The sequence below is a fragment of the Devosia naphthalenivorans genome (assembly GCF_003056355.1).
GTDB lineage: Bacteria > Pseudomonadota > Alphaproteobacteria > Rhizobiales > Devosiaceae > Devosia > Devosia naphthalenivorans.
Window position 1 is genome coordinate 26020 of the sequence record NZ_PYVW01000007.1, and the last position, 26034, is coordinate 52053.

The 26034-nt window shown below is 61.9% G+C and carries 28 protein-coding genes and 1 tRNA gene; 16 read left to right on the top strand and 13 right to left on the bottom strand.

Annotation, left to right across the window (positions count from 1 at the left end):
* On the bottom strand, positions 1–279 hold the full coding sequence (locus C8264_RS10735; RefSeq protein ID WP_108460983.1) for a hypothetical protein: 279 nt from the start codon (positions 277–279) through the stop codon (positions 1–3).
* Between the two features lie 178 nt (positions 280–457).
* On the opposite strand from C8264_RS10735, the gene C8264_RS10740 reads away from it, so the two are divergent.
* From C8264_RS10740 to C8264_RS10755, 4 genes are all read left to right on the top strand, one after another.
* Positions 458–991, top strand: coding sequence for a hypothetical protein (locus C8264_RS10740; protein WP_108460984.1), 534 nt, complete (start codon positions 458–460; stop codon positions 989–991).
* Positions 992–1109: 118 nt separating this feature from the next.
* Positions 1110–1433, top strand: coding sequence for a DUF2190 family protein (locus C8264_RS10745; RefSeq protein ID WP_162783574.1), 324 nt, complete (start codon positions 1110–1112; stop codon positions 1431–1433).
* 69 nt (positions 1434–1502) lie between these two features.
* Positions 1503–1790, top strand: coding sequence for a hypothetical protein (locus tag C8264_RS10750; RefSeq protein WP_108460986.1), 288 nt, complete (start codon positions 1503–1505; stop codon positions 1788–1790).
* The gene (locus C8264_RS10755; RefSeq protein ID WP_108460987.1) at positions 1777–2889 is read left to right on the top strand and encodes a tyrosine-type recombinase/integrase; all 1113 of its coding nucleotides are present in this window, start codon (positions 1777–1779) and stop codon (positions 2887–2889) included. Before C8264_RS10750 ends, C8264_RS10755 begins: the two co-directional genes overlap by 14 nt.
* A gap of 18 nt (positions 2890–2907) precedes the next feature.
* Here C8264_RS10755 and C8264_RS10760 read toward each other — a convergent pair.
* The 3 genes from C8264_RS10760 to C8264_RS10770 all read right to left on the bottom strand — a co-directional run bounded on the left by C8264_RS10760 (position 2908) and on the right by C8264_RS10770 (position 6028).
* Positions 2908–2984 (bottom strand) — tRNA-Arg (locus C8264_RS10760).
* 120 nt (positions 2985–3104) lie between these two features.
* On the bottom strand, positions 3105–4532 hold the full coding sequence (locus C8264_RS10765) for a sensor histidine kinase (RefSeq protein ID WP_108460988.1): 1428 nt from the start codon (positions 4530–4532) through the stop codon (positions 3105–3107).
* A gap of 53 nt (positions 4533–4585) precedes the next feature.
* On the bottom strand, positions 4586–6028 hold the full coding sequence (locus C8264_RS10770) for an FAD-dependent oxidoreductase (protein WP_162783575.1): 1443 nt from the start codon (positions 6026–6028) through the stop codon (positions 4586–4588).
* A gap of 216 nt (positions 6029–6244) precedes the next feature.
* Here C8264_RS10770 and rpmH point away from each other — a divergent pair, with 216 nt between their 5' ends.
* The 4 genes from rpmH to yihA all read left to right on the top strand — a co-directional run bounded on the left by rpmH (position 6245) and on the right by yihA (position 9356).
* Positions 6245–6379 (top strand): 50S ribosomal protein L34, encoded by a 135-nt coding sequence (gene rpmH, locus C8264_RS10775; RefSeq protein ID WP_108396167.1) that lies wholly within the window; start codon positions 6245–6247, stop codon positions 6377–6379.
* A gap of 44 nt (positions 6380–6423) precedes the next feature.
* The gene (gene rnpA / locus C8264_RS10780) at positions 6424–6795 is read left to right on the top strand and encodes a ribonuclease P protein component (RefSeq protein WP_245893066.1); all 372 of its coding nucleotides are present in this window, start codon (positions 6424–6426) and stop codon (positions 6793–6795) included.
* Positions 6795–8636, top strand: a complete 1842-nt coding sequence (gene yidC / locus C8264_RS10785; protein ID WP_108460990.1) for a membrane protein insertase YidC — start codon at positions 6795–6797, stop codon at positions 8634–8636. Before rnpA ends, yidC begins: the two co-directional genes overlap by 1 nt.
* 75 nt (positions 8637–8711) lie before the next feature.
* Positions 8712–9356, top strand: coding sequence for a ribosome biogenesis GTP-binding protein YihA/YsxC (gene yihA / locus C8264_RS10790; RefSeq protein WP_108460991.1), 645 nt, complete (start codon positions 8712–8714; stop codon positions 9354–9356).
* Between the two features lie 193 nt (positions 9357–9549).
* Here the strand turns inward: yihA and C8264_RS10795 are convergent, their stop codons facing one another.
* From C8264_RS10795 to C8264_RS10820, 7 genes are all read right to left on the bottom strand, one after another.
* A complete protein-coding gene (locus C8264_RS10795) occupies positions 9550–9945 on the bottom strand; it encodes a DUF1801 domain-containing protein (RefSeq protein WP_108460992.1) in 396 nt (131 codons plus the stop codon).
* 3 nt (positions 9946–9948) lie between these two features.
* Complete coding sequence (locus C8264_RS22525) at positions 9949–10482, bottom strand: type 1 glutamine amidotransferase (RefSeq protein WP_342748694.1); 534 nt, start codon at positions 10480–10482, stop codon at positions 9949–9951.
* A gap of 3 nt (positions 10483–10485) precedes the next feature.
* Entirely contained in the window at positions 10486–10656 is a 171-nt protein-coding gene (locus C8264_RS22530; RefSeq protein WP_245893069.1) for a type 1 glutamine amidotransferase family protein, read from the bottom strand.
* Between the two features lie 78 nt (positions 10657–10734).
* Complete coding sequence (gene msrB / locus C8264_RS10805; RefSeq protein WP_245893106.1) at positions 10735–11226, bottom strand: peptide-methionine (R)-S-oxide reductase MsrB; 492 nt, start codon at positions 11224–11226, stop codon at positions 10735–10737.
* Positions 11227–11388: 162 nt separating this feature from the next.
* On the bottom strand, positions 11389–11955 hold the full coding sequence (locus tag C8264_RS10810) for a fasciclin domain-containing protein (protein WP_108460994.1): 567 nt from the start codon (positions 11953–11955) through the stop codon (positions 11389–11391).
* A gap of 151 nt (positions 11956–12106) precedes the next feature.
* Positions 12107–12832 carry an anti-sigma factor gene (locus C8264_RS10815; RefSeq protein WP_162783576.1) on the bottom strand — a complete coding sequence of 242 codons (726 nt, stop codon included), beginning with the start codon at positions 12830–12832 and terminating at the stop codon, positions 12107–12109.
* The gene (locus C8264_RS10820; protein WP_108461114.1) at positions 12829–13383 is read right to left on the bottom strand and encodes a sigma-70 family RNA polymerase sigma factor; all 555 of its coding nucleotides are present in this window, start codon (positions 13381–13383) and stop codon (positions 12829–12831) included. Before C8264_RS10820 ends, C8264_RS10815 begins: the two co-directional genes overlap by 4 nt.
* A gap of 192 nt (positions 13384–13575) precedes the next feature.
* Between C8264_RS10820 and argB the strand changes: the two genes are divergently transcribed.
* Entirely contained in the window at positions 13576–14478 is a 903-nt protein-coding gene (gene argB / locus C8264_RS10825; RefSeq protein ID WP_108461115.1) for an acetylglutamate kinase, read from the top strand.
* Positions 14479–14514: 36 nt separating this feature from the next.
* On the opposite strand, the gene C8264_RS10830 is transcribed toward argB, so the two are convergent.
* The gene (locus tag C8264_RS10830) at positions 14515–16002 is read right to left on the bottom strand and encodes a DHA2 family efflux MFS transporter permease subunit (RefSeq protein WP_108460996.1); all 1488 of its coding nucleotides are present in this window, start codon (positions 16000–16002) and stop codon (positions 14515–14517) included.
* Positions 16003–16231: 229 nt separating this feature from the next.
* Between C8264_RS10830 and ilvA the strand changes: the two genes are divergently transcribed.
* The 3 genes from ilvA to C8264_RS10845 all read left to right on the top strand — a co-directional run bounded on the left by ilvA (position 16232) and on the right by C8264_RS10845 (position 19963).
* On the top strand, positions 16232–17749 hold the full coding sequence (gene ilvA / locus C8264_RS10835) for a threonine ammonia-lyase, biosynthetic (RefSeq protein ID WP_108460997.1): 1518 nt from the start codon (positions 16232–16234) through the stop codon (positions 17747–17749).
* A gap of 188 nt (positions 17750–17937) precedes the next feature.
* A complete protein-coding gene (locus C8264_RS10840) occupies positions 17938–19179 on the top strand; it encodes a hypothetical protein (protein ID WP_108460998.1) in 1242 nt (413 codons plus the stop codon).
* A gap of 79 nt (positions 19180–19258) precedes the next feature.
* Positions 19259–19963, top strand: coding sequence for a pyrimidine 5'-nucleotidase (locus tag C8264_RS10845; RefSeq protein WP_108460999.1), 705 nt, complete (start codon positions 19259–19261; stop codon positions 19961–19963).
* On the opposite strand, the gene C8264_RS10850 is transcribed toward C8264_RS10845, so the two are convergent.
* Positions 19960–20331, bottom strand: a complete 372-nt coding sequence (locus C8264_RS10850; RefSeq protein ID WP_108461000.1) for a VOC family protein — start codon at positions 20329–20331, stop codon at positions 19960–19962. The genes C8264_RS10845 and C8264_RS10850 overlap by 4 nt on opposite strands.
* A gap of 133 nt (positions 20332–20464) precedes the next feature.
* Here C8264_RS10850 and C8264_RS10855 point away from each other — a divergent pair, with 133 nt between their 5' ends.
* The 4 genes from C8264_RS10855 (at position 20465) to recQ (ending at position 25993) form a co-directional block, all read left to right on the top strand.
* Entirely contained in the window at positions 20465–21454 is a 990-nt protein-coding gene (locus C8264_RS10855) for a potassium channel beta subunit family protein (protein ID WP_108461001.1), read from the top strand.
* 126 nt (positions 21455–21580) lie between these two features.
* Entirely contained in the window at positions 21581–23458 is a 1878-nt protein-coding gene (locus tag C8264_RS10860) for an ABC transporter ATP-binding protein (RefSeq protein ID WP_108461002.1), read from the top strand.
* A 25-nt stretch (positions 23459–23483) separates the two neighbouring features.
* On the top strand, positions 23484–24050 hold the full coding sequence (locus tag C8264_RS10865; protein ID WP_108461003.1) for a DNA-3-methyladenine glycosylase: 567 nt from the start codon (positions 23484–23486) through the stop codon (positions 24048–24050).
* Between the two features lie 140 nt (positions 24051–24190).
* The gene (gene recQ, locus C8264_RS10870; RefSeq protein ID WP_108461116.1) at positions 24191–25993 is read left to right on the top strand and encodes a DNA helicase RecQ; all 1803 of its coding nucleotides are present in this window, start codon (positions 24191–24193) and stop codon (positions 25991–25993) included.
* Positions 25994–26034 lie beyond the last annotated feature (41 nt).

Sequence of the window (26034 nt, forward strand, 5' to 3'; positions counted from 1 at the left end):
CTATCCCCACTTTTGCGCAAGCCGCTGCATCTCTTTAAACAACATTGCAAAGACCGGATCAACAGCTGCGCGTGTTACCATCGCAGAGATGGAGGTGGGGATAGCTCCCAGAGTACCGTGTTCGTTTTCAATTAACCTTTGGGCGCGACGGCATTCCGCATTGAATGCACGTTGCCGGGCACGCTCTGAGCGCACCAGCTTTCTCTGCTGCTGTCCTCCAGCGGCTCCAGCAGTAGCCAGTCCCGCTTTAACAAGGCCGTCTTCTGTAATCCGTTGCATCTTTGTTTCCTGCAAATTTAGTCAGCATGGCCGTCGGAGAACCCGTCCCGCTCGGAAGCTATCCGAGTGAACGGGCAAAACGCCACAGCCAAACTACACAGCTTGCGTTGGCTCCACAAGTAGCTTGCGTTGGCTCTACAAGTTGAGTATTCCTGTCCCGACGCAGAGGGAGCCCCATATGCATAACGAGACCACCACAGCCGAGCTAACTCTTCGGCAAATTGCCAGTTGTGCAGCAGCGTTGCCATATGCCAACGCAAGCAACGACCAGATGGAAAGGGTTTTTGAGAAGTTTCGCAGTTTTGCGCGACGCGCAATTATCGAGCCGTATAGCGGAAACGGGCAAGGCAAAACTGCCGTCTACACCGAGGAGATGGGGTGCGCAGGTGTGCTTCTGTTTGAGCTTTATGAGATCGGCATGGACTATAGCGAGTTGCGCCGACTACGTCAGACTTTTGTCCCCACCCGTATGAAGAGTGCGATAGCCGCCATCCGACTGGGGCACACGGTTTCCTTTGAAGTCCTCCACCACTTGTCCCCCGTGAGTGGCGAAGCAGGTTTTGGTGGTCTCTTCCAAATCAATGGGCAGCCAGACACAGCACACGCCGCAAATACAGCTACAGAACCCATTCTGCAGGGGTTCGTCATGCGTTGGCGAATGGTGATGAACGCTGACTTGTTGTTGAAGCCAATTCTGAAAATGGCTGACTGAAGGATGGCTTTACCGACCCCCCTCTTACCCCTCGCCGTTGCCGACACCGCAATTGCCGCCGCTCAATCTGAGCCGGCGCTCACAGCATCCTCTTCCGATTTTCGAAAGGACTTTCACCATGAGAAACTATCTGCAGAAGGGTGAGAACATCAACATTCCCGCGCCAGCCGATCGCGTTTCGGGCGCGCCCATTCTAGTCGGATCCCAATTGGGCATTACCGCCTGGGCCGCGAAGACATGCTCCGACCTAAATCTTGGGACGGTTGGCGTCTCCACACTGCCGAAAGTCGCCCTCAATATCGCCATCGGCGACGGGCTTCATTTTCGAGGCAGTAACCGGGTTGGTCAACATTCGGCTGGCAAGACCCTTTTCGGCATGGCCGTGACCGCGACAGTAAATCCGTCCGGCACTGTAGATGCGCGCCTGAACGGCATTCTCTAATCGGGCTGACGATTTCCATGGGGCCGCCGCTCCTGACAAAGCAAATCACCCGGAAATCGAGCCACAAAAATGACGACGGACGCGACAAGCGAATCCCGCCGTGGAGTGCTGCTGGCTAACTTGGCCCCGCTGATGGTGGACAAAGCCATGGCTGCCCAGCTTTGCTCTATGAGCGTGACGACGTACGACAAGTACATGAAAAAGAATATGCTGCCGCCGATGAATGCCACCGGCCGCGTTTCTGTAGAAGGATTGAGACAGGCAGTTTTTCGCCTCGACGGCTTTCTACAAAAACAAGGCACCGATGACCCAGACGCGGCGCTGAACAAGTGGGAAGCGGAGAATGGTTACGGTTGATTTGAAGGGCGTGAACACTGTCCGCAAAAAGCTAGCGGACGGCTCCACACGCCTCTATTTCTATCATCGTTCTAGCGGCAAGCGGCTAGATGGCGTGCCCGGCTCGACGGCGTTCCTAGGTGCCTATCACGACGCGGAACGAGTGATGCCGCGCGATATTGGGACGGTTGCTGGCCTAATTCGGGAATATCGCGCCTCGCCCAAGTTCGCCAAAAAGCGTGACTCCACGCAACGCGAGTACAAGCGGATGCTAACACATCTGGAAACTAAGTTCGGCACAATGCCCGTCGTGGCACTTGGTTCGCCACGGGTCATAGGCAAGTTTATCGACTACCAAGAAGAGGTTGGTCGGGACCGGCCTCGTGAAGCCGACAACCGCTTGACCATCATGTCTGCCGTGTTCTCGTATGCCAAGAGCAAAGGACGCATTGGTCGCAATCCGTTGGAAGGCTTCGAACGGCTTTACGCTGGCGACCGGGCTGAGAAAATTTGGACCGAAGCGGAGATCATTCCTTTTATGAAAGGATGCCCTGTTGAGCTTCAGCGCGCCATGATCCTCGCCATTCACACTGGGCAACGATATGGCGACCTCGTTCGGCTGCGCTGGTCGGACTATGACGGGGACGCCATCAGCCTCAAACAATCGAAGACCAGCATGCGGGTTTGGATCAAGAGCACCGCTGCTCTAAAACTGATGCTGGACACAACACCACGGGTAGGACCCTATATTTTAACCCGCCCAGATGGCCGCCCTTGGCACACTGAGAAAGATGACAAGGCACTCGCGAAAGCGTGGACCCAGCGCATGAAGGATGCCGAGCTTTACTGCACTGACCCAAGCAAACGCCTCCACTTCAACGACTTGCGCGGAACGGCGGTCACGCTGCTGGCCGAAGCGAACGCCAGCATCCCGCAGATCGTCTCCATCACGGGTCACACGCTTGAATCAGCGACACGAATTTTGGAGCGATATCTGGCCCGGACTAAGCGGCTATCCGAGGCGGCGATTCTATTGTTCGAGAACGCACCAGCAACAGCCTTTGCAAACCGCCTGCAAACCACGCCTGAAGCGCAACTCGTTTCAGTCCAAAAACAATAAGAAAATCAGGTAGTTAGATGGCGCGCCCTAAGAGATTCGAACTCCTGACCCCCAGATTCGTAGTCTGGTGCTCTATCCAGCTGAGCTAAGGGCGCGCACGGCCGTCGGAACGGCGGTTCAGGTGAAGCACTGATGGCTTAACTGCCTGAAGCGGCGCAACCCATACATGGGCGTTTCCGGCTTGGCAAGCATGCAGATGGCAGTTTTCGATCTTGTTATGGGGAAACTTCCAGGCTGCGCGGCAACATGATGTCAAAGCGCGTGCCGGTGGGCTGATCGATGAAAAGCAATTGCCCGCCATGCGCCTCGGTGATCTCCCGCGCGATGGCAAGGCCCAGGCCCGTGCCCCCGGCGCGAGCCGAGCCCTCGAAGGCGACGAAGAGGTTTTCGCGCGCCCGTGGCGGCAGGCCGGGGCCGTTGTCGCTCACCTCGATGGTGATCCAGTCCTCGGTCTGCTGGGCTGTAGCGCGCACAGCCGGCTCGGCGGGCCCATTGGCGGCCTCCAGCGCCTCACGGGCGTTCTTGAGCAAATTGAGCATGACACGACCCATCTGGTTGGCGTCGACATTAAGTTGCAATTCAAGTGGAAGTTCATTGATGAAGGCGATCGTGGGGTGCCCGACGAGGCGCGCGTCGAAGGCAGCATCATCCACAAGGCTGTGCATCCGGGTTGGGGTGGGAACGGGCGGCACGGAGGTCTCGCGGCCATATTCCAGCACCGATTGGGCGAAGCCGATGGCGCGGTCCAGCGTCGTCACCAGGCGCGGCGCCAGGCGCTGCACCTTGGGATCATCCAGCGTTGCCACCTGATCGGACAGCAATTGCGCCGAGGTGAGCGTATTGCGCAGATCGTGGTTGATCTTGGCGACCGCCAGCCCCAGATCGGCCAGGTGCCGGCGCTGCCGAAGCATGGAAAAAATATCTTGCTCCATGGACGCCAGCTCGCGTTCGGCCACGCCGATCTCGTCGCGCCGCGTCGATGGCGTGATGATCAGATTGCCGTTCTCGGGCGCCTGCCGGAACGCCAGCATGTTTTCGGTCAGCCGGCGCACGGGGTGGATGAAAAGGAAGCTGGCCAAAAGGTAAAGCGCCACGGCAGTCGCAGCGGCCACGGCGAGCGACAGGACGCCGATCTGCCGGGAATAATCGAGCATGTCCTGGCGCAGCGGGCGTTCGGGCATCAATAGCTCGACAAGGCTATCATCCAGATCCCCCTGACCAACGATGCGCAACGTGCGGCCCGGATTGGCAAACAGCGTATCGAAGGCCCCCAGCATCAGGGTCATGAAATCGGTCTGGCGCATGTCGGCGGTAGCCACGACGTCGAGCGTCACCGGATCGGCAAGCTCGATCAGCTGGCTCTGCCCTTCGCGGCGGTAGACGATGGCGTGCGCACCGGCGGATGTCAGCAGGCGGTCGGTGAGGTTGCGCGGCAACGCCATGACATCGGGCACGGCATCCAGCACGCGGGCGGCAACCACGCCGACTCGTAAGCGATCATTCAGCCAATTGGCGCGAAACAAGGCGAGCGAGGGGACGTAGAAGACAATTTCGACCAGCAGGATCACCGCGATGATGGTCGCGATGAGCTTGTTGGAAAGGCCCCAGAATCGAGCGGGCAGGAAACTGCGTTTGGCTGTCATTTCAAGCCAGTATAGTCAAAGCTCAGGCCCGCGTAAGCCCCGGCCAGCTCAGTTCAGGGCAGTAGCCGCCGCATGGCAGCGCGCCGCTTTTGCCAGCGCGCCACGGGTCTTTGGTCGGCAAATTGCCGGCCAAGGTCCTTGAGGACCGCAAGGACGCTGGTTCCGGTGACCGGCAAACTAGCCAAGTCGGCGGCGTTGAGCCCCTTGGTCATGACGAGGGCCAGACTTGCGATGGCCTCGCCCGCACCTTCTCCCACCATTGCCGCACCCAGGATCTTGCCGCGACGATCGATGACGAGCTTGGCGCACCCCTGCCCCATGCCTTGCGCTCGGGCGGCGTCGTTTTCGGCCAGATTGGTGCGAAGTACGGTTTGCCCATGCTTGAGGCCATCGATGGTATCGAGCGCTCCGACCTGCGCGAGGGCAGGCGTGGTTTGCACTTCCCGGGGCAACAGCACCTCGCGGCCAGATGTCGGTCGCCCGGCCAACCGGTCCAGCAGGCGCTCGCCGAGCCATAGCGCGGCATGGTGATTTTCTTCGTTCCCCGCGCCTCCAAAGGCGCTGATCCCCGCATGAGATGTCCGGCCCCAATCGTCGAGCAACAGCCGAGGCGGCTCTCCCGCCGCTCGCTTCAGCTTCGCCTTTTCGAGAGCGATCCAGTCCAGTTCGGGAACGCGTCCGGCTGCGAGCAGCACATGCGAGATGTCGAGTGGCGGCAGATCGTCCGTGGGATGCGCCAGCGTGACGCCGACGCCCTGGCTGCGCGGCAGGAACGCCGCGACCCTCGCCCCTTCGAGGACGACAAGGCCTTCCTCGCGCAGTTGCCGCAGCAGAATCGACACCGTTTCTTCGTCATGGCCGGGCAGCAGCGCGCCGTGCGGTACGAGCGTCACGTCCGAGCCGAGGCGGCGATAGATCTGGGCCCATTCCAGCGCCACGGCGTCGCCCCCCACCACGAGGAGATGGCTGAGCTTGCGCACATTGGCCAGGATCGTGTCCGGCGTAAAAAAGGGAAGCTCCGCAAGACCCGGCAGTTCGGGCACGAAGGGCGCAGCGCCGGTTGCGAGTATAATGTGTCCGGGCCTGAGCATCGTCTCGCCGACGCGCATGCTGCGCCGGTCAACCCATTCTGGCGCACCTTTCACCACGGCCACGCCCAATGCCACAAGCCGTTCGGCGCTGCTATTGGGTGAGGTCGCCCGGGCTAGCGTTGCCGCGTGCTCGGCGATGGTCTTGTAGTTGAGCTTGAGGGTGGCGTTGTCGAGACCCAGGCGCGCGCCGCTGCGGATTGCTTCGGCTCGCCCGGCGCTTGCCCGCAGGGCCGCGCGTTGCAGGCTCCCCTGGCGCGGGTCTCCTGCTTCGGGCGTTCCACGATCGATCAGCACGGTGTCGAGGCCACGCTGGCGCGCAGCGATAGCAAGGTTTATGCCCAGATCGTCGGCGCCGACGATGCAGACATCTGGTTTGAGAATTTCGGCCATGACCGCCAGCAGCACGCAACAGAACTCGAAGGGACTTATGGGGCGATAAGGGCGCCATGACAACCGGGGATCGATGGGCCAAGGAAGTGCGCGCGGCCGCGTTGACTTGGGGCCAAGTTTTCCCTATAGAGCCCACCAACCGCACCGTGGACGCCCAGCGCCCGTGTGTGCCCTAAATTCTTGCGATAAGCAGCCAAACAAGAGGAACCGTGCCCGGCGCGGTTTAATGTCATGAAGCGTACTTACCAGCCGTCCAAGCTCGTGCGTGCCCGCCGTCACGGTTTCCGCGCCCGCATGGCGACCAAGGACGGTCGCATCATCCTGAACCGCCGCCGCAATCAGGGCCGCAAAAAGCTCTCGGCTTAAGGCCTTCTGGCCGGATGACGGCCATGGAGCAGCCGAGCACCAAATTGCGCCGGCTCACCAAGCGTTCGCAGTTTCAACGGGCCGCCCGGGGCAATCGCGCCGGGCGTTCTGCGTTTGGCCTGCAGGCTATCGCCGCGCCTCAGCCGGATGCCGGCATCGGCTTCACCGTCACCAAGAAGACGGGCAATTCTCCACAGCGCAATCGTATCAAGCGCCGTCTTCGCGCGGCTGTGACAGCTTGCGCGCGTGACTTTCAGCCCGCGCATGACTATGTGCTGGTCGGTAAGCGCGAAGCGTTGAGTGAACCCTTTAGCAAGCTGGTTGCCGATCTGGGTGCCACACTCGTGCGCGTGCACGCTCCCAGATCGCCCAATGATCATAAATCATCCGGCCGCGGCCCACGGAAACCGAAATAATGACTGACAATCGCAACATAATCCTGGCCATTGTGCTCAGCATGATCGTGCTGTTCGGCTGGCAGTTCTTCGTTGCCGGTCCGCAGCTCGAGCGTGCCCAGCAGCAGGCGCAGATCGCGGCGGAACAGGCGCAGTCCGAAGCCGCGCTGGCAACGCCTGCGGCAAACGCCCAGCCAGGTGTCGCTGGCGCTCCGGGCGCGGTGGCTGCCGATGGTACGGTTTCCTTCCCTGATCGCGCCACAGCGATTGCCGCCAGCGAGCGCGTGACCATCAACACCGAGGATCTCGAAGGCTCGATCAACCTGACCGGCGCGCGGCTCGATGATCTCGAGCTCAAGCAGTATCGCGAGACGGTCGATCCAGAATCCCCGATCATCACGCTGCTGACCCCCGCCGGTGCGCCAAACGCCTATTTTGCCGAACAGGGCTGGGTGCCGGCTGCCGGCGCCAATATCGCCGTTCCAGACGGGCGGACGGTCTGGTCGGTCGAGGGCGAGAACGCAACGCTGACCGCCGAAACGCCAGTCACCCTGGTCTGGGACAATGGCGCGGGCCTGATTTTCCGCCGCACCTTTGCGGTCGACGAGCACTATCTGTTCACCGTCACCCAATCGATCGAGAACGTCGGTACCGGTGACGTTGCGCTGTTCCCCTATGCTCGTATTGCGCGCCATGGCACGCCCAAGGTCGCCAACTTCTTCATCCAGCATGAAGGCCCGCACGGGGTGCTGGGCTCCAACAACCTGGTTTCCAGAAAATACTCCGACCTGCAGAACGACCAACAGGTGCGCCTCGACAACACCACGGGCTGGCTCGGCTTTTCCGACAAGTACTGGGCCACCGCCGTATTGGCCAAGCCGGACCAGCAGATCAACGCCCTGTTCTCCTGGAAGAACGCCAATGGCTATGACGATTACCAGACCAGCTTCGTCGAAACGACGCCGATTGTCGTAGCGCCCGGCCAGACGGCGTCCCATGAAAGCTACCTCTTTGCCGGTGCCAAGGAAGAATCGGTCATCTCCTCCTATGAGCAGCAATATGGCTTTGATCGGCTGGAGTTGCTGATCGACTGGGGCTGGCTGCACTTCATCACCAAGCCGATGTACTACCTGCTGACGTTCCTCTACGGAATCCTGGGCAATTTCGGCCTCGCCATCCTGGCGGTGACGGTGATCGTCAAGGCGATCTTCTTCCCGCTCGCCAGCCGCTCCTACGCCTCCATGGCCGCCATGCGTCGTGTGCAGCCGGAAATGAAGGCCATCCAGGAGCGCCACAAGGATGACCGCGCTGCCCAGCAGCAGGCGATGATGGCGCTTTACAAGACCGAAAAGATCAATCCGCTGAGCGGGTGCTGGCCGATCCTGATCCAGATTCCGGTGTTCTTCGCCCTCTACACCGTCATCTTCATCAGCCTCGACATGCGTCATGCGCCGTTCTTTGGCTGGATCCAGGATCTGGCAGCGCCCGATCCGACTAATATCTTCACCCTGTTCGGACTGATCCCGTGGGACCCAACCGTGCTGCCGGTTGTCGGAAGCTTCCTGCACCTGGGCATCTGGCCGGTCATCATGGGCATCACCATGTGGGTCCAGATGAAGCTCAATCCGCCGCCGCCCGATCCGACGCAGGCCATGATCTTCAACTGGATGCCGGTGATCTTCACCTTCATGCTCGGGACCTTCCCGGCGGGCCTGGTGATCTACTGGGCGTGGAACAATACGCTATCGGTCACCCAGCAGTGGTTCATCATGAAGCGCCATGGCGCCGAGGTTAACCTGCTCGGCAACATCATCGACAGCTTCCGGCGCAAGCCAAAGACGGTCGAACCCACCAAGTCCTGATCGCCATTTGGTGTCAGAAATGCTACAGCCCGCCGGACACCCTCCGGCGGGCAAATTCTTTCAAGCGAGCCAAAGATGAGCGAAATCGACTATCCGCCCGACAGCATCGAACGCGGCCGCCTGCTGTTTGCACGGCCGTTCCTGTTTACCAAGGGCTGCGTCCGGATCGCCGATTTGCCGCCAATGGATCGTGTCGAGATTGCCTTTGCCGGTCGATCCAACGTCGGCAAGTCGAGCCTGATCAACGCGCTGTGCGGCACCTCCGGCCTGGCCCGCACGTCCAACACGCCCGGTCGCACGCAAGAGCTCAATATCTTCGAGAGCCAGAGCGAAAATCTGCGCATCGTCGATATGCCCGGCTATGGCTATGCCAAGGCGCCCGAAGACAAGGTGCGTGCCTGGACCAAGCTGATCCACCAATACCTGACCGGCCGCGCGACGCTGCGGCGCGTCTATGTGCTGGTGGATGGCCGTCACGGACCCAAGGAAAATGACCTGACGGTGATGAACGAACTCGATAAATCGGCCGTCAGCTATCAGATCGTGCTGACCAAGGCCGACAAGCCGCTAGCCAAGGACCTGGAAAAGGTCATTGCCGCCACGAAGGCCGCCATCGCCAAGCGTCCGGCAGCCCATCCGCATGTGATCCTGACCTCGTCGGTCAAAGGCGATGGCCTGCGGGAGTTGCGCACCGAAATCGCGATGCTGCTGGAAAGCTGAGGCCTTACAACGCGTCGCTTTTGGCCTCAATTGACAGCTCCTGGAAGACCTCATGGTGAGCTTGTCGAGCCACGAGAGCCTGCGCTGGCCTTGTCCCTGGGTCGAGCGAGTGGAGGCTTGGGTGCCACGACCTCGTCCTTCGACAGGCTCAGGATGAGGTCTACTGAGTGCATCCTATTCTGCACGTCACGCCCTAGCGCGTCGTCATTGCCACCCAGCGGCGGAGTACTTGGCTGATCGCCTCGGACTTACCTGCCAGATCGGCCGCATCGCAGATGGTGATGACGCCGCGATCGGGTGCTGCCCAGGCAATCAGCCTATCCGGATCTTCGAAGCGGAACAGATCGTCGGCCCCAGCCTTGGTGCCGCGATGCAGGATCAGCTGGACGCGATTGCCAGGCTGCAGCCGCATGGCAATGCGCTCGGCGTCGCCTCGGGCAAAGGCGGGGGTTGTTCCCTTGAGGGTTTCGCTCAACCCTGGAACGGCATCCAGGATCAGCAGGCGCAGCGCTTGGATCTCGGCCTTGCGGTCATGCTCCAGATCGTCGAAATAGCTATCGAGTGCCGACACCTGTCCTGCCACGACCATGAACTAGCCTCGTTTGAAGAACTGCCCGATATAGCCCGCAACATCACCGCTGTGAGAAGGTTTGGCAATCGAGGCAAGCGCCTTGTCCACGACAGCGTCGGGCGCCTTGCCGCGCCGCATCTCGGCCAGGGCAAGGGTGTAGTCATCGGCGAATTCGGGATGCGCCTGGAAGCTCAACGCGGCGCCGTTGCGGTAAACCAGTCCGGCATTGGGCGTAAATTCGGAAGCAAGCAGCACTTCGGCTTCAGCAGGCGGCGCGATCACCTGATCCTGGTGCGAACAGGCAATGGAGAGCGCAACAGGGGCTGAACCCATGAAACCGGGCCGCCGGACAACATCGTAGCTATGCCGGCCGAGCCCCCAGCCCTTCTCGGACTTGCGCACGTCTCCGCCCAGCGCGTCCGCCATGACCTGGTGACCAAAACAGATGCCGAGCATTGGCGTGCGGCTGTCATAGCCCACCCGGATAAAGTTGCGTAGCGGCTCCAGCCAGGGCAGGTCTTCATAGACCCCGGCCGCCGAGCCGGTGATGACGATGCCTTACAGGCTAGACGGATCGGGGAATGGCTCCCCCTCGGAGACTGCCACCAGGACATAGGAAAAGCCATGTCCGGTGCTGTAGAACATGGTTTCGAACATTTTGCCATAGGGCCCGAATCTAGGCCGTAGCGGCGCGGGCACGTCGCCAGTCTGGATGATGGTCAGTTTCATGGAACACAAGGGGAGCGGATCGTCAGCCCATATAGCTCACGATCCCGCCCGAGCGGAAGCCGAAACGCGGCGCCCCGATCAGGCCGGCACGAACTTCAGCGACAGGCCATTGATGCAATAGCGCAGGCCAGTGGGCGGTGGACCATCTTCGAACACGTGCCCCTGGTGGCCGCCGCAATTGGAGCAGTGGACTTCGATACGGGCCATGAACAACGAATTGTCTTCTGAGGTGCCGAGGGCGCCATCGATGAAGGTATAAAAGCTCGGCCAGCCCGTGCCGCTGTCGAATTTGGTTTCCGAAGAAAACAGCGGTTGATCGCATCCGGCACAGATGAAGGTTCCTGCCCGCTTCTCGGCATCGAGAGGCGAAGTAAAGGCGCGTTCCGTTCCTTCGTGGCGCAGCACGTCATAGGCGGCCGGATCAAGCTTTGCCCGCCATTCTTCATCGCTCAATTTGAATGGAAAGTCCCCTTCCGCAGCCTGGGCGGGGGCCACCGGGCGCAGAATGCCGAAGGCGGCAAGTGCGACGATACCGGTTCCGCCCAAAAGCACGCTACGACGATCGATCACCATGGTCTTTCCCCTTTTGGCAATAACCCCGCACCCGAGCCGCGGGAGGGACGCGGCGCCCGGTGCGGGGCTGATATGACTGCCACCCTACGCCTTGCGGCAGGGTCGTGGCACGTCAAGTTGTGGTGAGGGGCGGCGCTGTGCGGCCCCTCAGGTAGGCGACTACATGGCAGACTTTGGCGTCAGCACGGCGTCGATCACGTGGATCACGCCGTTGGACTGGATCACGTCGGCGATGGTTACGTTGGCGACGGTGCCGTTTTCGTCGGTGACGGTGACCTTGCCATCGGCAGCCTTGAGCGTCAGCTTGCAACCGCCGACGGTGTCAACCATGTGCTCGCCGCCATCGGCCTCAACCATGCCGACGATGTCGGTAGACAGCGCCTTGGCCGGGATCACGTGGCAAGCCAGGATGGTGGACAGCATTTCCTTGTTTTCTGGCTTGAGCAGGGTTTCGACCGTGCCTTCGGGCAGGGCTTCGAATGCTGCGTTGACCGGAGCCAGAACCGTGAACGGGCCTTCGCCGGACAGCGTCTCGACCAGGCCGGCGGCCTGAACGGCGGCAACCAGCGTCGTGTGGTCAGCCGAGTTTACTGCGTTTTCGATGATGTTCTTGTCGGCGAACATGGCAGCGCCACCGACTTCGGGATTGTCCTGAGCGAAGGCTGCAGTGCCCGAGAGCGAAGCGACCGAGAGCATGGCGGCAAGAGTGAGAGTGCGGAAATTCATGTGGTGTTCCTTCCTGTGTTTCGTTCCCATTGTTCGGCTGGGACGAAGGAAGTTACGAGGAACCGCCAAAGCTGGTTTCGGTCAGTTTCACCCTATATTTCGCGTTTCGAGTGAAACTTTGTGGCGCCCGCTTTCGTAGCGGGCGCACCCATCAGATCGGAATGGCCGAGCCCACAGCCACGATCGGGCCCTGGGCGACGCCGGTGGGCGAACCACCGGCCTGTTCCAGCGTCACGGCCAAGACCGTGCCCGGTTCGATCTGGGCCCTGGTCGCCTCATCGAGCGGAATCTGGAGCCGCTGATCGACCGGGATAACGCCCATGGATACGGCGGGCTGATCGCCATTGATGTACCAGAGTTCGAAATCCTTCTCGGGCACGGCTGCACCCTTGAGCGAAGTGATGCGCACCTCTCCCTGGCCCTGGTCATAGACCGCGAGGAACTCGACGCCGCTGCCTTCCTGCGCCTGCAAGGCTGCTACCAGTTGCACCGCCACCTGGTCGGCGTCGAAGCGCGGCGTCAGGAGATTGAACCCAACCGCAGCGACAGCGACTGCCAGCGCGCCGGCAGCAACACTGCGCCACAGGGCGAGGCTATCCCACCACGATGTGCGTCTTCCGGCTCGCACCACGTCGCCAAAGGCGCGGGCTTCGATTTTGGCATAAAGATAGGGAGGAACCGGGGTTTCCTCGTATTCGGCGTTGAGGGCTGCAAACCGCGATACCCAGAAGTCGCGTTCGCTGCGGAGTGCCGGGTCGTTTTCGATCAGGCGTCCAATCCGCTCGTGCTCGGAAGCGGACAACAGGCCGAGCACATGCTCTGCCACCAAGGCATTGCGTCCGTCCACCTGCTCGCTATTGTCATCGCTCGTGCTCATGCCGAAAGGCAATCCTTCAGTTTGATCAGGCTGCGGCGCAGCCATGTTCGCATCGTATTGATGGGCACTGCATATCGGCTGGCCAATTCCTCATAGGAATAGCCATCGAGATACGCGCCCCGCACGGCATCCGCGCGATCGGGTTCGAGCGTGCCCAGGCAATGATCGATGCGGCCCCTGTCCTGGCTGTCCTGAACGGCCCGCTCCGGGGAAGGTCCGCCATCGGGTATCTCCAGCGCCACATCGATGTCCTCGGAAACCGGGCGACGGGCCCTCAGGATGTCGAGCGCATGGTTGCGCGCTACGGCCACCAGCCAGCTGATCGGGCTGGTATTGCCGGCCACGTAGCGATCGGCGCGTTGCCAGACCTTGACGTAAACTTCCTGAATGGCCTCTTCGGCCTCCGAACGGTCTTTCAAGATACGCAGCGTCACCCCGAAGAGTTTCGCGCTGGTACGCTCGTAGAGCACACGAAACGCGGCTCGGTCACGTAGGGCGCACCGCGCGATGAGGTCGGAGATGTCCTGTGAGGGGGTCGTCTGTATTGACATGGATGTGGCGGCCTCCGGGCGCATGCCTTTCCTTCGCCCCTCCCGGCGCGATGTGTCGGCATGTCCACAACGACTGTTACACTCAATTGGATCATTGCGGAAATGGCCGAACCGTCTTTTCCTTTCCGCACTGATGCTCTAGACCCGTTTTGGTTCTTTTCCTCGCCTGCGCGCCAACCAATGGGTCCGTCCATGACTGATCAGACTTCAACGACCGAACGGTTCAGCCACGACGCGGGCATTCTCGCGCAGGCCCTGCCCTATATGCAGCGCTACGAGGGCAAGACCGTCGTGGTGAAATATGGCGGGCACGCCATGGGCGATGCCAAGCTGGGCGCCGCCTTTGCGCGCGATATCGCGCTGCTCAAGCAGTCCAAGGTCAACCCGATCGTGGTGCATGGTGGCGGGCCCCAAATTGCCTCGATGCTGGCCAAGCTGGGGATCGAATCCAAGTTCGAAGGCGGCCTGCGCGTCACCGACCAACGCACTATGGAAGTGGTCGAAATGGTCCTGGCCGGCTCGATCAACAAGGAAATTGTGGCGCTGATCAATGCCGAGGGCGAATGGGCCATTGGCCTTTGCGGCAAGGACGGCAACATGGTGTTTGCCAAGAAGGCGGTGAAGACGGTCAAGGACCCGTCCTCAAATATCGAAAAGGTGCTCGATCTTGGCTTCGTCGGCGAGCCGGTGGAAGTTGATCGCACCCTGCTCGACCTGCTGGCCCGCTCCGAAATGATCCCCGTGATCGCGCCGGTTGCGCCGGGCCGCGACGGCAATACCTACAATATCAACGCCGATACCTTTGCGGGCGCCATCGCAGGTTCGTTGGGCGCCAAGCGCCTGCTGTTCCTGACCGACGTTCCCGGCGTGCTCGACAAGAACGGCAAGCTGATCCCCGAGCTTTCGGTCCGTGAAGCCAAGGAACTCATTGCCGACGGCACGATCTCGGGCGGCATGATCCCCAAGGTCGAAACCTGCCTCGAAGCGCTGGAGAACGGCGTCGAGGGCGTGGTAATCCTCAATGGCAAGCAGCCCCACGTGGTGCTGGTGGAGCTGTTCACCGAATTCGGTGCCGGCACGCTGATCGTGCACTGACCAACGAAAAGGCCGCCCACCGGGCGGCCTTTGCTTTTAGGCTTCCACCAGAACCGGCTGGGCCGGTGCCTGCCCCGCCACGGGAGCGGGCCGCTTGAAGAACCGCGCCATCAGCAGCACCAGCGCGAAACTGCCCACCACGTACCAGAACGCGGCACCTGCCGCGGACGCGAAGGCTTCGTGCTGTGGCGCACCCGAGGCGAGGCCACTGCCCAGATTGGAGAAGAACAGTTCGCCGATAAAGGCCACGCCCAAGGCGCCGCCAACCTGCTGGAACGCCTGCAAAGCACCCGACCCGGCCCCTGCGTCACGCGGCGGCACATTGGCCAGCACCAGTTGGAACAACGACGAGAAGCCAAGCCCCAGCCCAATGCCGGCGATCAGCAGCGGCGCGAGGAACGCCCAGTGATCGATGGTGTCGGTGACACCGGCGATATAGAATCGCAGGCTGCCGATACCAAGCACCAGCAGCAAGCCGGCAGTGGCCAGCCGCGCCCGCAGATAACGCGAGCCCAGACGCGCAGCGATGCCCGATGCAACCAGGACGCCAACCGAGAACGGGGTGTTGGTCAGCCCCGATTCGAGCGGGGTAAAGCCAAAGCCACCCTGCAGCAGCAGCGAGATGATCATGAACATGCCCGGAATACCCGAGGCAAAGACCGTGATCACGAAGGCGCCGAACATGAACTGCCGGTTGGTGATAAGATCGAAGTTGAGCAATTGCGGTTCGCCCGCCTTGGCGCGCCCACGCGTCCAGACCACGAACACACCCATCAGCACCAGTCCGGCCAGCATCATCCCGAACGCCCAGAGCGGCCAGCCATAGGTGCGCCCTTCGACAATCGGGAACACCACAGCGAGGATGGCGGCGCCAAACAGCACGATGCCGACGAAATCATTCTTGAGCCCGGTATGTCCGGGCAGGCGCGGGATGAGGAACCAGCCGGCGACAATCGTCGCGATCCCGATCGGGATATTGACCAGGAATATCGGCTGCCATTCCATGCCGAAGAGATTGGCCGAAACCAGCACGCCGCCCAGGATCGGGCCGCAAACCGACGCGAGGCCCGCGGACAGACCGAACAGCGAGAAGGCCTGCCCACGCTCGTGCGGCGGGAAGGTAACGGTGGCAATGGCCAGCACCTGCGGCGTCATCATCGCGCCGCCCAAGCCCTGGAGAATTCGCGCCAGGATGAGAAGCTCGATATTGGGCGCAAGCCCGCACAGCGCTGAGGCACCGGTAAAGCTTGCAACGCCGATCAGGAACAGCCGCGTACGGCCGAAGATATCGCCCAGCCGCCCAAAGGGCAGCAGGCCCAGCGCAAATGCCAGGATATAGGCTGCAACTACCCACTCGATCTGGCTGTCACTGGCGCCCAGGCTCTCGCGCATCGAGGGCAGCGCCACATTGACGATGGTCACATCGATCAAATTCATGAAATTGGCGATGAGCAGCACGAACAGCGCGGGCCAGCGGCGCGGATCAAGAGTAGCGGGCGCGCCATGCGCATGGGTGTCAGCCATCGAAATAGTCCTTGATGATGGGTCTAGATGCAGCAGGAGCACCATAGGCTCCGGGGTGCCCCGAGCAGCGACGACGGCGCGCTGAACAATTTTGCGGTCATGATGTTCGGGGGGCGTAGCCATACGCCTGCCTCCGACAACATTCAATCGTTTGCTTGCGCCTAAACGGTCTGCGGTTGACAAAACAGCGGCGCTGGCTTCCCTCCCCTCAGACCAATGGAGCGCCATCATGCTGGATTATGTCCGCCGCATTCTTACATCGTCGGTCTACCAGGCCGCCGAGGAAACGCCGCTGGAAAAGATGCAGCTGCTATCTGCGCGCCTTGGCGCCGAAGTGCTGCTCAAGCGCGAAGATCTGCAGCCGGTATTCTCGTTCAAGATTCGCGGCGCCCATAATCGCATTGCCCAGCTGAGTGCCGGTGAACGGGCCCGCGGCGTTATCTGCGCTTCGGCCGGCAATCACGCGCAGGGTGTAGCGCTCTCGGCCACGCGCCTGGGCATCCGCGCCGTCATCGTCATGCCCACCACGACGCCCGCGATCAAGGTCGGCGCGGTGCGCCGGCTCGGAGGCGAAGTGGTGCTGTTTGGCGATGGGTTCGACGCGGCTCGTGCCCATGCGCAGGAACTGGCAGACAAGCACGGCTATGTCGTGGTCCATCCGTTCGACGATCCCGATGTCATTGCGGGCCAGGGTACGATCGGCATGGAATTGTTGCGCCAGCATCCCGGCGATATCGGCGCCATCTATGTGCCAGTCGGCGGTGGCGGGCTAGCGGCGGGCATTGCGGCGTTCGTCAAATTCCTGCGCCCCGAGATCCGCATCATCGGCGTCGAGCCCGAAGAGGCCGCCAGCATGAAGGCGGCCATCGCTGCGGGCCATCCCGTAGCGCTCGATCAGGTTGGCCTCTTCGCCGACGGTGTTGCCGTGCGACAGGTCGGCAACGAGACGTTCCGCCTGTGCCGCGACCTGCTGGACGATATCGTCACCGTTTCGGCCGACGAGATCTGCGCTGGTATCAAGGACATCTTCGATGACATGCGCGCCATTGCCGAGCCGGCCGGGGCCCTGGCGCTGGCGGGCCTGCGCCGGCAGGTTGAAACCGGCGAGGCACCCAAGGGCGCCCTGATCGCCATCAATTCAGGCGCCAATGTCAATTTCGACCGCCTGCGCTATGTGGCTGAGCGCGCCGAGATCGGGGAGCGGGCCGAAGCGCTGCTGGCGGTGGAAATCCCCGAACGCCCAGGCAGCTATCGCGCCTTTATCCGGCTTCTCGGCCAGCGCTCGATCAGCGAATTCAACTACCGCTTTGCCCATGGCACCACGGCCAAGATCTTCGTGGGTATCAAGCTCACGGGCGGCGATGCCGAAAAGCGGGAAATCATCGCGCAGCTTCAGGGCCACGGCCTGTCGGTGACCGACCTGACCGACAACGAGGTCGCCAAGCTCCACGTCCGGCACATGGTCGGTGGCCGCGTTGCGGACCTGCCCGATGAAACCGTTTATCGCTTCCAGTTCCCCGAACGGCCGGGCGCCCTGCTCAAATTCCTCGAAGGCCTCAATGACGAGTGGAACATTTCCCTGTTCCACTACCGCAATCACGGCGCCGATTATGGACGGGTGCTGGTCGGCATACAGGTGCCGGCCGCAACGCGCAGCGCCTTCATCGCCCATATCGATGCCATCGGCTTTCCCTACTGGGATGAAACCGAAAACCCGGCTTACCGGCAATTTTTGGCTAACCAGTAAAAGGCAAACCGTCGCCGGCGTGGGCAACTTCGCCTGAGACTGTCTTATCTTTGCGAGACAATTACATTATCGCTCACGGGAGCGTTATTCTGCCGTATTGCGTTGCCATCCGCTTGGGACGACTTCCCGAAAACAAAAGCCTTCCCGATCACCGCACGACAAACCATCACCTGACCGGAGACGATTTCATGCCGATGCCTTCATCCAAGCTCCTGCTGCTCGCCAGTGTCGCGACCGGCGTTCTGATGCAGCCTGCTTCAGCCCTTGAGGCACAGGCTTTCGTGGATCGGGTTGCCGAGGTTTATCAGACCATCGGTTATGATTTCGAATTCGGCCCGGCAACACTGGACGGCGACACCGTCACGGTGGATGGCGTGACGGTCAAATTGATCGGCATGGAAGGCGAGCCGACCAGCTTTGAATCAGATGCAGTGATCACCTTCACCGGCGTTAACGAACGCCCCGACGGCGGTTACATGGCCGATAGCGTCACGATTCCCGATATCGACACCGATTTCGCCGAAGAGCCCACCGGCCACATCACCCTCAGCGATATCCGCATTGACGGGTTCTTTGTGCCGGGCGGGGAAACCGTGCCGGCGTCCGACATCCTGCAGCTGGTGGGCACCATCAGCACGGGACCGCTCTCGGTCGAGCGCAATGGCGAGCAAGTGTTCGCCTATGAGGGCATCGAAGCGGCCAACACCTTCAATCCCGAGCAGGGCAGCGACGCGCTGGCGGACCTTACCTCCACCCTGTCGATCACGGGTATGACGCTGGACCTGTCGAGCGTCGAGGAGGAAGACGCCGCTGCCGCCGAGACCATCGAGCAATTGGGCCTCACCAATGTGTCCGGCGATATTACCCAGAGCCTCACCTGGTCCATGGCCGATGGCCACATGGTTGTCGATCAGTTCCTGTTCGACTTTGCCGATGTCGGCGCACTCGACATCAATCTCGATGTCACCGGCATGACCCCCGCAGTGCTCGACCAGATCTACGCCATGCAGGCGCAGATGGCAGCGGGCGGCGAGACCACCGAAGAGCAGTCCCAGGCCCAGATGATGCAGGGCATGGCCATCATGCAGGGCGTTTCCATCGTCGGCGCTTCCATTCGCTATGACGATGCTTCGCTTGCCGGCAAGCTGCTGGACTATTTCGCCGCCCAGTCGGGCGCCGATCGCGCCAGCTTCGTTGAAGGCCTCAAGTCCACCCTGCCCGCGATGATCTCACAGTCGGGCATTCCGGCCCTCAACGACCTCGTGGTGCCGCCGGTCTCGGAATTCCTCGACAATCCACAGAGCCTAGAGATCGCGGTGGCGCCCCCATCCCCCACTTCGGTGCTGGTCCTGATGGCCGCTGCGGCCAATCCTGCTGGCCTGATTAGCGCCCTTGGCTTGACCGTTCAGGCCAACCAGGCGGCCCAATAACGATCAGCGGGAACGGCGCATTGTACCGTTCCCGCACTCGTTAGATGAAAATTTCACCGTTTCGGCATAGAGTGGCGCGATGAACGATCTTACGCCGTCCGCCGCTCGCAGCCTCTCCCATGTCACCGATTGGGTGTTCGACCTCGACAACACGCTTTATCCGCGCACCTGTAATCTGTTCGCGCAGATCGACGTCAGGATCACCAATTATGTGATGGACCTGACCAAGCTCGACTTCGAGGCCGCCCGCGATCTGCAGAAATCCTACTACCGTGAGTTCGGCACAACGCTGAACGGGCTGATGCACCAGCACAAGGTCGATGCCGAGCATTTCCTGAACACCGTCCATGCCATCGACTATTCGCCGGTCGATCCGCATCCGGACCTGGTGGAAACCATCCGCGCCCTGCCCGGCCGCAAGTTCATCCTCACCAATGGCGATACCAGCCACGCCCGCTCCGTCCTGACGCGCCTGGGTGGCGATGACCTGTTCGAGCATGTGCATGATATCCGCGCCATGACTTTCGTGCCCAAGCCGCACCGCGCAGCCTATGAAGGCTTCTTTGCCCTTTACGGTATCGACCCGACCCGGGCCGTGATGTTCGACGATCTGGAAAAGAACCTCGTCGTACCCCATGACATGGGCATGGCAACCGTCCAGGTGGTTGCGGCGCCCGATTATAGGCATGAGCAGGTGGAAGCCTGGGAACTGGACCGCGCCCTGGGTGCCCATGTGCATCATGTCACCGATGATCTGGCCCGCTTCCTGCGCGAACGGCCCTAGTCGGCGCTGTTGATGTGCAGGATATTGCCGTCCGGGTCCTTGAACCACACCATCCGGAAATCTCCGGCGTGATGGATATCGCCGCGCAAATTTATGCCTTCATAGTGCTCGAAGGTAACGCCCTTGGCGGCAAGATCGGCGACGATCTGCTCGATTTCCTCGCCAACACCCCAAACCACCGCATTGGCCTTGTTGGTACCAGCGAAGTCGGAGACATACACGACGAGTGATGTCTTGCCGGTCGCAAACTCGAGCACGTCCTCATCGCCCCGGATCAGTTGCAGTCCGAGCGTCTGCTCATAGAATTGTCGCGCCTTGGCGACATCGGTGACCGCAACGATGGCGGCAGAATCCTTGTCCTTGAGCATTTTCCCCTGCGTCCTTTCTGAGCGCTCCCTAGGGAACGCCGCGATGGCCCCGATGGTTCAAGCTTGCCTTTGCCGGGCAGCGGCCTAAACAGGTATCGGCAATCGCCGATGAAACAAATCAAGGACATGAGCCATGGAATATCGTCGCTTGGGCAAGTCTGGCCTCAAGGTCAGTGAACTGTCGCTGGGCAGTTGGGTCACCTTCAGCAAGCAGGTGGATCACAAGGAAGCGCTTGCCCTGATGGCCCATGCCTATGACGAAGGCGTCAATTTCTTCGACAACGCCGAGGGCTACGAAGCCGGCGAATCCGAAAGACTGATGGGCGCCGCACTCAAGGACCTTGGCTGGGACCGGGACAGCTATTCGGTTTCATCCAAGGTATTCTGGGGCGGCACCAAACCGACGCAGAAGGGCCTTTCGCGCAAGCACGTGACCGAAGCCTGCCACGCCGCGCTCAAGCGCCTGCAGGTGGACTATCTCGATCTCTATTTCTGCCACCGCCCCGACATCGATACCCCTATCGAAGAAACCGTCTGGGCCATGCATAACCTCATCACGCAAGGCAAAGTGCTCTATTGGGGCACCTCCGAGTGGAACGCCCAGCAGCTGACCGAAGCCTGGGCTTTCGCGCGCGCCAACAGCCTGATCGGCCCCAGCATGGAGCAGCCGCAATATAACCTGTTCGTGCGCGAAAAGGTCGAAAAGGACTATCTGCCGCTCTACGAGCTGATGGGTCTTGGCACCACGATCTGGTCGCCGCTCGCGTCCGGCGCCCTCACCGGCAAGTACAATGACGGCATCCCCGCGGACAGCCGCATGAACCTGCCCGGCTATGAATGGCTCAAGAAGGAATGGACCAGCGAAGCCGGCAAGGCCAAGCTCGAGCAGATCCGCCAGCTGGCTGATCTGGCCAAGGAGATCGGCCTGCCCGTCCACCATCTGGCGCTGCTGTGGTGCCTCCACAATCCCCATGTGTCCACGGTCATCCTGGGCGCTTCCAAGAAAGCCCAGCTTGAGGACAACCTTTCGGCCCTCAAGTCCAAGGACAAGCTGAGTGGCGACGTGATCGAAAAGATCGAAGCCATCATGGGCAACAAGCCCGAAGCTGCCCAGCGGTACTGAGCGCAAGACCAGTAGTCGGCACCCTCCCCCTTGCGGGGAGGGACCGCCCAGTGTTCGTGGAAGCGTTGGTGCGACATTCGCCGCAACCCTATTTCCCCCTCCCCACCGCCCCGCTATCATCCACGCATGACCAACCCCTCCGGGCGCCGCCCCCTGCCTACGCCCGATCAAGCGCCCAGCTTTCGCGAACGGCTGCACAATCTGCGCCATCTGGGCAGGCTAGTGGCCCAGATCTGGCGCACCAGTGCCCCGCTGACCTCCGCCAGCATCGGCCTGCGCCTCGTCGCCTCGCTGCAGCCCATCGCCATGCTCTATGTGGGCAAGCTGATCATCGACGAGGTGGTGCGCCTCACCGGCACCGTCGCCCCCGGCCCCAGCTTTGCCGACTGGTGGGAAAGCGGCGCGCTCTCGCCCATCCTCACGCTGCTCGCTATCGAACTGACGTTAGTGATCGGCTCGGACCTCCTCTCCCGCGCTACGGGGCTGGTCGATTCCGTGCTGTCCGAGCTGCACTCCAACACAGTCAGCGTCGAGCTGATGACCCACGCGGCCAGGCTCGACCTGATGCACTTCGAATCCGCCGAATACCAGGACCGGCTGGAGCGCGCCCGCCGGCAGGCCGCAGGACGCAATGCGCTGCTCAGCCAGATGTTCGGGCAGGCGCAGGACATCATTACCGTCGCCACCCTCGCGGCGGGTCTCTTTGCCTTCGCACCCTGGCTGATCCTGCTGCTGCCGCTCAGCTTCATTCCCGCCATCTGGGGCGAGACGCGGTTCAACAGCCTCGCCTATTCCATGAGCCGCTGGCGCACACCCGAGCGGCGCGAGCTCGAATACATCCGCTACATCGGCGCCAGCGCCGAAACCGCCAAGGAGCTCAAGCTGTTCGGCCTGGGCGGTTTCCTGATCGGCCGCTTCAAGCAACTTGCGCACACCATCTTCCTCGAAAACCGCTCGCTGGCCACCCAGCGCGCCGGCTGGGGCGCATTGTTCTCGTCCATTTCGACGCTGACCTATTACGGCGCTTACGGCTTCATCGTCTGGCGCACCATCACCGGCGATTTCACCATCGGCGACCTGACCTTCCTGTCGGGCTCGTTCCTGCGCCTCAACAGCCTGTTCCAGAAGATCCTGCTCGGCTTCACCCAGATAGCCGGGCAGTCGATGTATCTCGATGATCTGTTCTCGTTCTTCGAGATCGAGCCGACCATCCTCTCGCCGGCAGCGCCAAAGCCGTTCCCGCAGCCGATCCGGCAGTGCATCGTCTTCGACAATGTGGGCTTCCGCTATCCCGAGGCCGAAGACTGGACCATCCGAAACCTGAGCTTCACCCTGTCGGCCGGCGAAACCCTGGCGCTGGTGGGCGAAAATGGCGCCGGCAAAACCACCATCGTCAAGCTCCTGACCCGGCTCTACGATCCCAGCGAAGGCCGCATCACCATCGATGGCATCGACCTCAAGGACTTTGCCGTGGAAGATATTCACGCCAATATCGGCGTCATCTTCCAGGATTTCATCCGCTATAGCCTCACCGCCCGCGAGAATATCGGGGTCGGCCGCATCGAAGACCAGAACGACATGGCCCGCATCGAGGATGCCGCCGAGCGCAGCCTTGCCGATGCTGTCATCCGCAAGCTGCCGCAGGGCTATGACCAGCAACTCGGGCGCCTGTTCAAGAAGGGACGCGATCTCAGCGGCGGCGAGTGGCAGAAGGTCGCCATCGCCCGCGCCTATATGCGCGACGCCGGCCTCATCATCCTCGACGAACCCACTGCGGCCCTCGATGCCAAGGCGGAGGCAGACGTGTTCTCCCGTTTCAAGAGCCTGGCTTCCGGCAAGACGGCCGTCATCATTTCGCACCGCTTCTCCACCGTGCGCATGGCCGATCGCATCCTGGTCCTGGAAAACGGCAGAATTCTCGAATCCGGTTCGCACGATGAACTCGTTGCCCTGCGCGGGCATTATGCCGAACTGTTCGAACTGCAGGCGGCGGGCTATCGCTAATGCGCGCAACAAGGCCGGAGCATTCATGAGCCCCCAGCCTCTCGGGCGCGCCTTTTTCGACCGGCCCGTGGTCGATGTGGCGCGCGAACTCATCGGCGCGACACTGCTTTTCGACGGCGCTGGCGGCGTGCTGGTGGAAGTCGAGGCCTATGACCAGAGCGATCCGGCCTCCCACAGTTTCCGCGGCCCCACGACGCGCAATGCCGCCATGTTCGGCCCTCCCGGGCATGCCTATGTCTACAAGATCTACGGCATTCACTGGTGCCTCAATTTCGTCTGCCAGCCGGGCAGCGCCGTGCTTGTGCGCGCGCTCGAGCCCACGCATGGGCTGGACCAGATGCAAGAGCGGCGCGGCGGCTTGACCGAGCGGCAATTGTGCTCCGGCCCCGGCAAGCTTTGCCAGGCGCTCGGCATAGACCTCAGGCACAATGGCCTGCCGCTCGACGCACCGCCATTCGCCCTAAGCAGCGCCGAGGAAGGTCACGAGGTCGCCACCGGTACGCGCATCGGCATCACCAAGGCCGCCGAAGTGCCCTGGCGTTTCGTGCGCCGTGGATCGCCATTCCTCAGCAGGCGCCTGGCTGAATCGTGACTGCGGCAGGCCACATGGCCGGTGCATAGAGCCCATCACGGCCTTTTGCCGCCTTGCGGCGCACCCACCCCTGTGATTCAACACCGGATGTGAGCACTCTCGAATCGAGCTTTGATCTCTTCGGCATTGGCACCGCCGCCATGCCGCGTGACCCGCTGGCCGTGTTGCGCGACGTGTTCGGCCACAAGAGCTTCCGCGGCCAGCAGGCCGACGTGGTCAATCATCTGGTGGATGGCGGCGATGCCGTCGTGCTGTTCCCCACCGGCGCCGGCAAATCCATGTGCTACCAGATCCCCGCGATCTGCCGTCCAGGCGTCGGCATCGTCATCTCGCCATTGATCGCCCTGATGCGTGACCAAGTGGAAGCCCTGCGCCAGGCCGGCGTTGCGGCGGCTGCGCTCAACTCCTCGCTCACGCCCGAGGAATCCACCGCCGTCCGGCGTCAGTTGCGGGCGGGCGAGCTTGACCTGCTCTATGTCGCCCCCGAACGCGTCGCGACATCGGGCTTCGCCAACATGCTTTCGGGCATCGAAATCGCGCTGTTCGCGATCGACGAAGCGCACTGCGTCTCGCAATGGGGCCACGATTTCCGCCCGGAATATCGCGAGCTCAGCCATCTCACCGAACTCTTCCCCGGCGTGCCGCGCATTGCCCTCACCGCCACGGCCGATCCCACCACCCGCGCCGATATCATCGAGCGGCTGGGGCTGGAAACGGCACAGGTTTTCACCACGAGTTTCGACCGCCCCAACATCTCCTATTCCATCGTCGAGCGGGACAAGGCGCGCGAGCAGCTGCTGGCGTTCCTTGCCGCGCACAAGGGCAGCTCGGGAATCGTCTATTGCCTCTCCCGCGCCAAGGTCGAGGACGTTGCCGATTGGCTATCGGCCAAGGGCATTCCGGCCCTACCCTATCATGCGGGCCTCAGCGCCGAGATGCGCAGCACCAACCAGGACGCGTTCCTGCGCGAAGACAATATCTGCATGGTGGCGACCGTCGCCTTCGGCATGGGCATCGACAAGCCCGATGTGCGCTACGTCGCCCATATGGACCTGCCCGCCTCCATCGAGGCCTATTACCAGGAAACCGGCCGCGCCGGGCGCGATGGCCAGCCAGCCGACGCCTGGATGAGCTATGGCATGGCCGATGTGGTGCAGCGCCGCCGCATGATCGACGAAGGCAATGCGCCCGACGATATCAAGCGGCTGGAGCACGGCAAGCTCAATGCCCTGCTCGGCGTCTGCGAAACGCCCGAATGCCGCCGCAAGGCCATCCTCAATCATTTCGGCGAACCGCACCCTGGCAATTGCGGCAATTGCGACACCTGCCGTTCGCCCGTCGAATCCTGGGACGGCACGGAAGCCGCCATCAAGGCACTGGCCGCCATCTACCGCACCGGCATGCGCTTCGGCGCCGCCCATGTCATCGATGTGCTGATGGGTAAGCAGACCGAAAAGGTCGAACGCTTCGGCCACCACAACCAGGCCGTGTTCGGCCAGGGCGCCGATCTCGACAGCAAAACCTGGCAATCGGTGATCCGGCAATTGACCGCCGCCGGCCTGATCGTGGTCGACCACGCCGCCCATGGCGCACTGACGCTGGGCGAAGGCGCTCGCGCCGTCTTCAAGCGCGAGCGCACGGTAACGCTGCGCAAGGACCGGCCCAAGAAATCGATCGAGGTTCGACGCGCGCTGGCGCGGGCAGCGACCGTGCCGGACCATGCGCTGCCCCTTTTCGAGGCATTGCGCGAGGAGCGGACGCGCATTGCCAAGGCGCAGGGCGTGCCGCCCTATGTCATCTTCCATGATGCCACGCTCCGCGCCATGGCCCTAGCTAAGCCCACCCATCCGCATGACATGCTGAACCTGCCCGGCGTCGGCCAGGCCAAGCTCGACCGCTATGGCGAGGACTTTTTAGCGGTGCTGGCAGGGTTCGCCAGTTGAACAAGGCGGCGACCCTGCCACCGGGTCATTCCCGCGAAAGC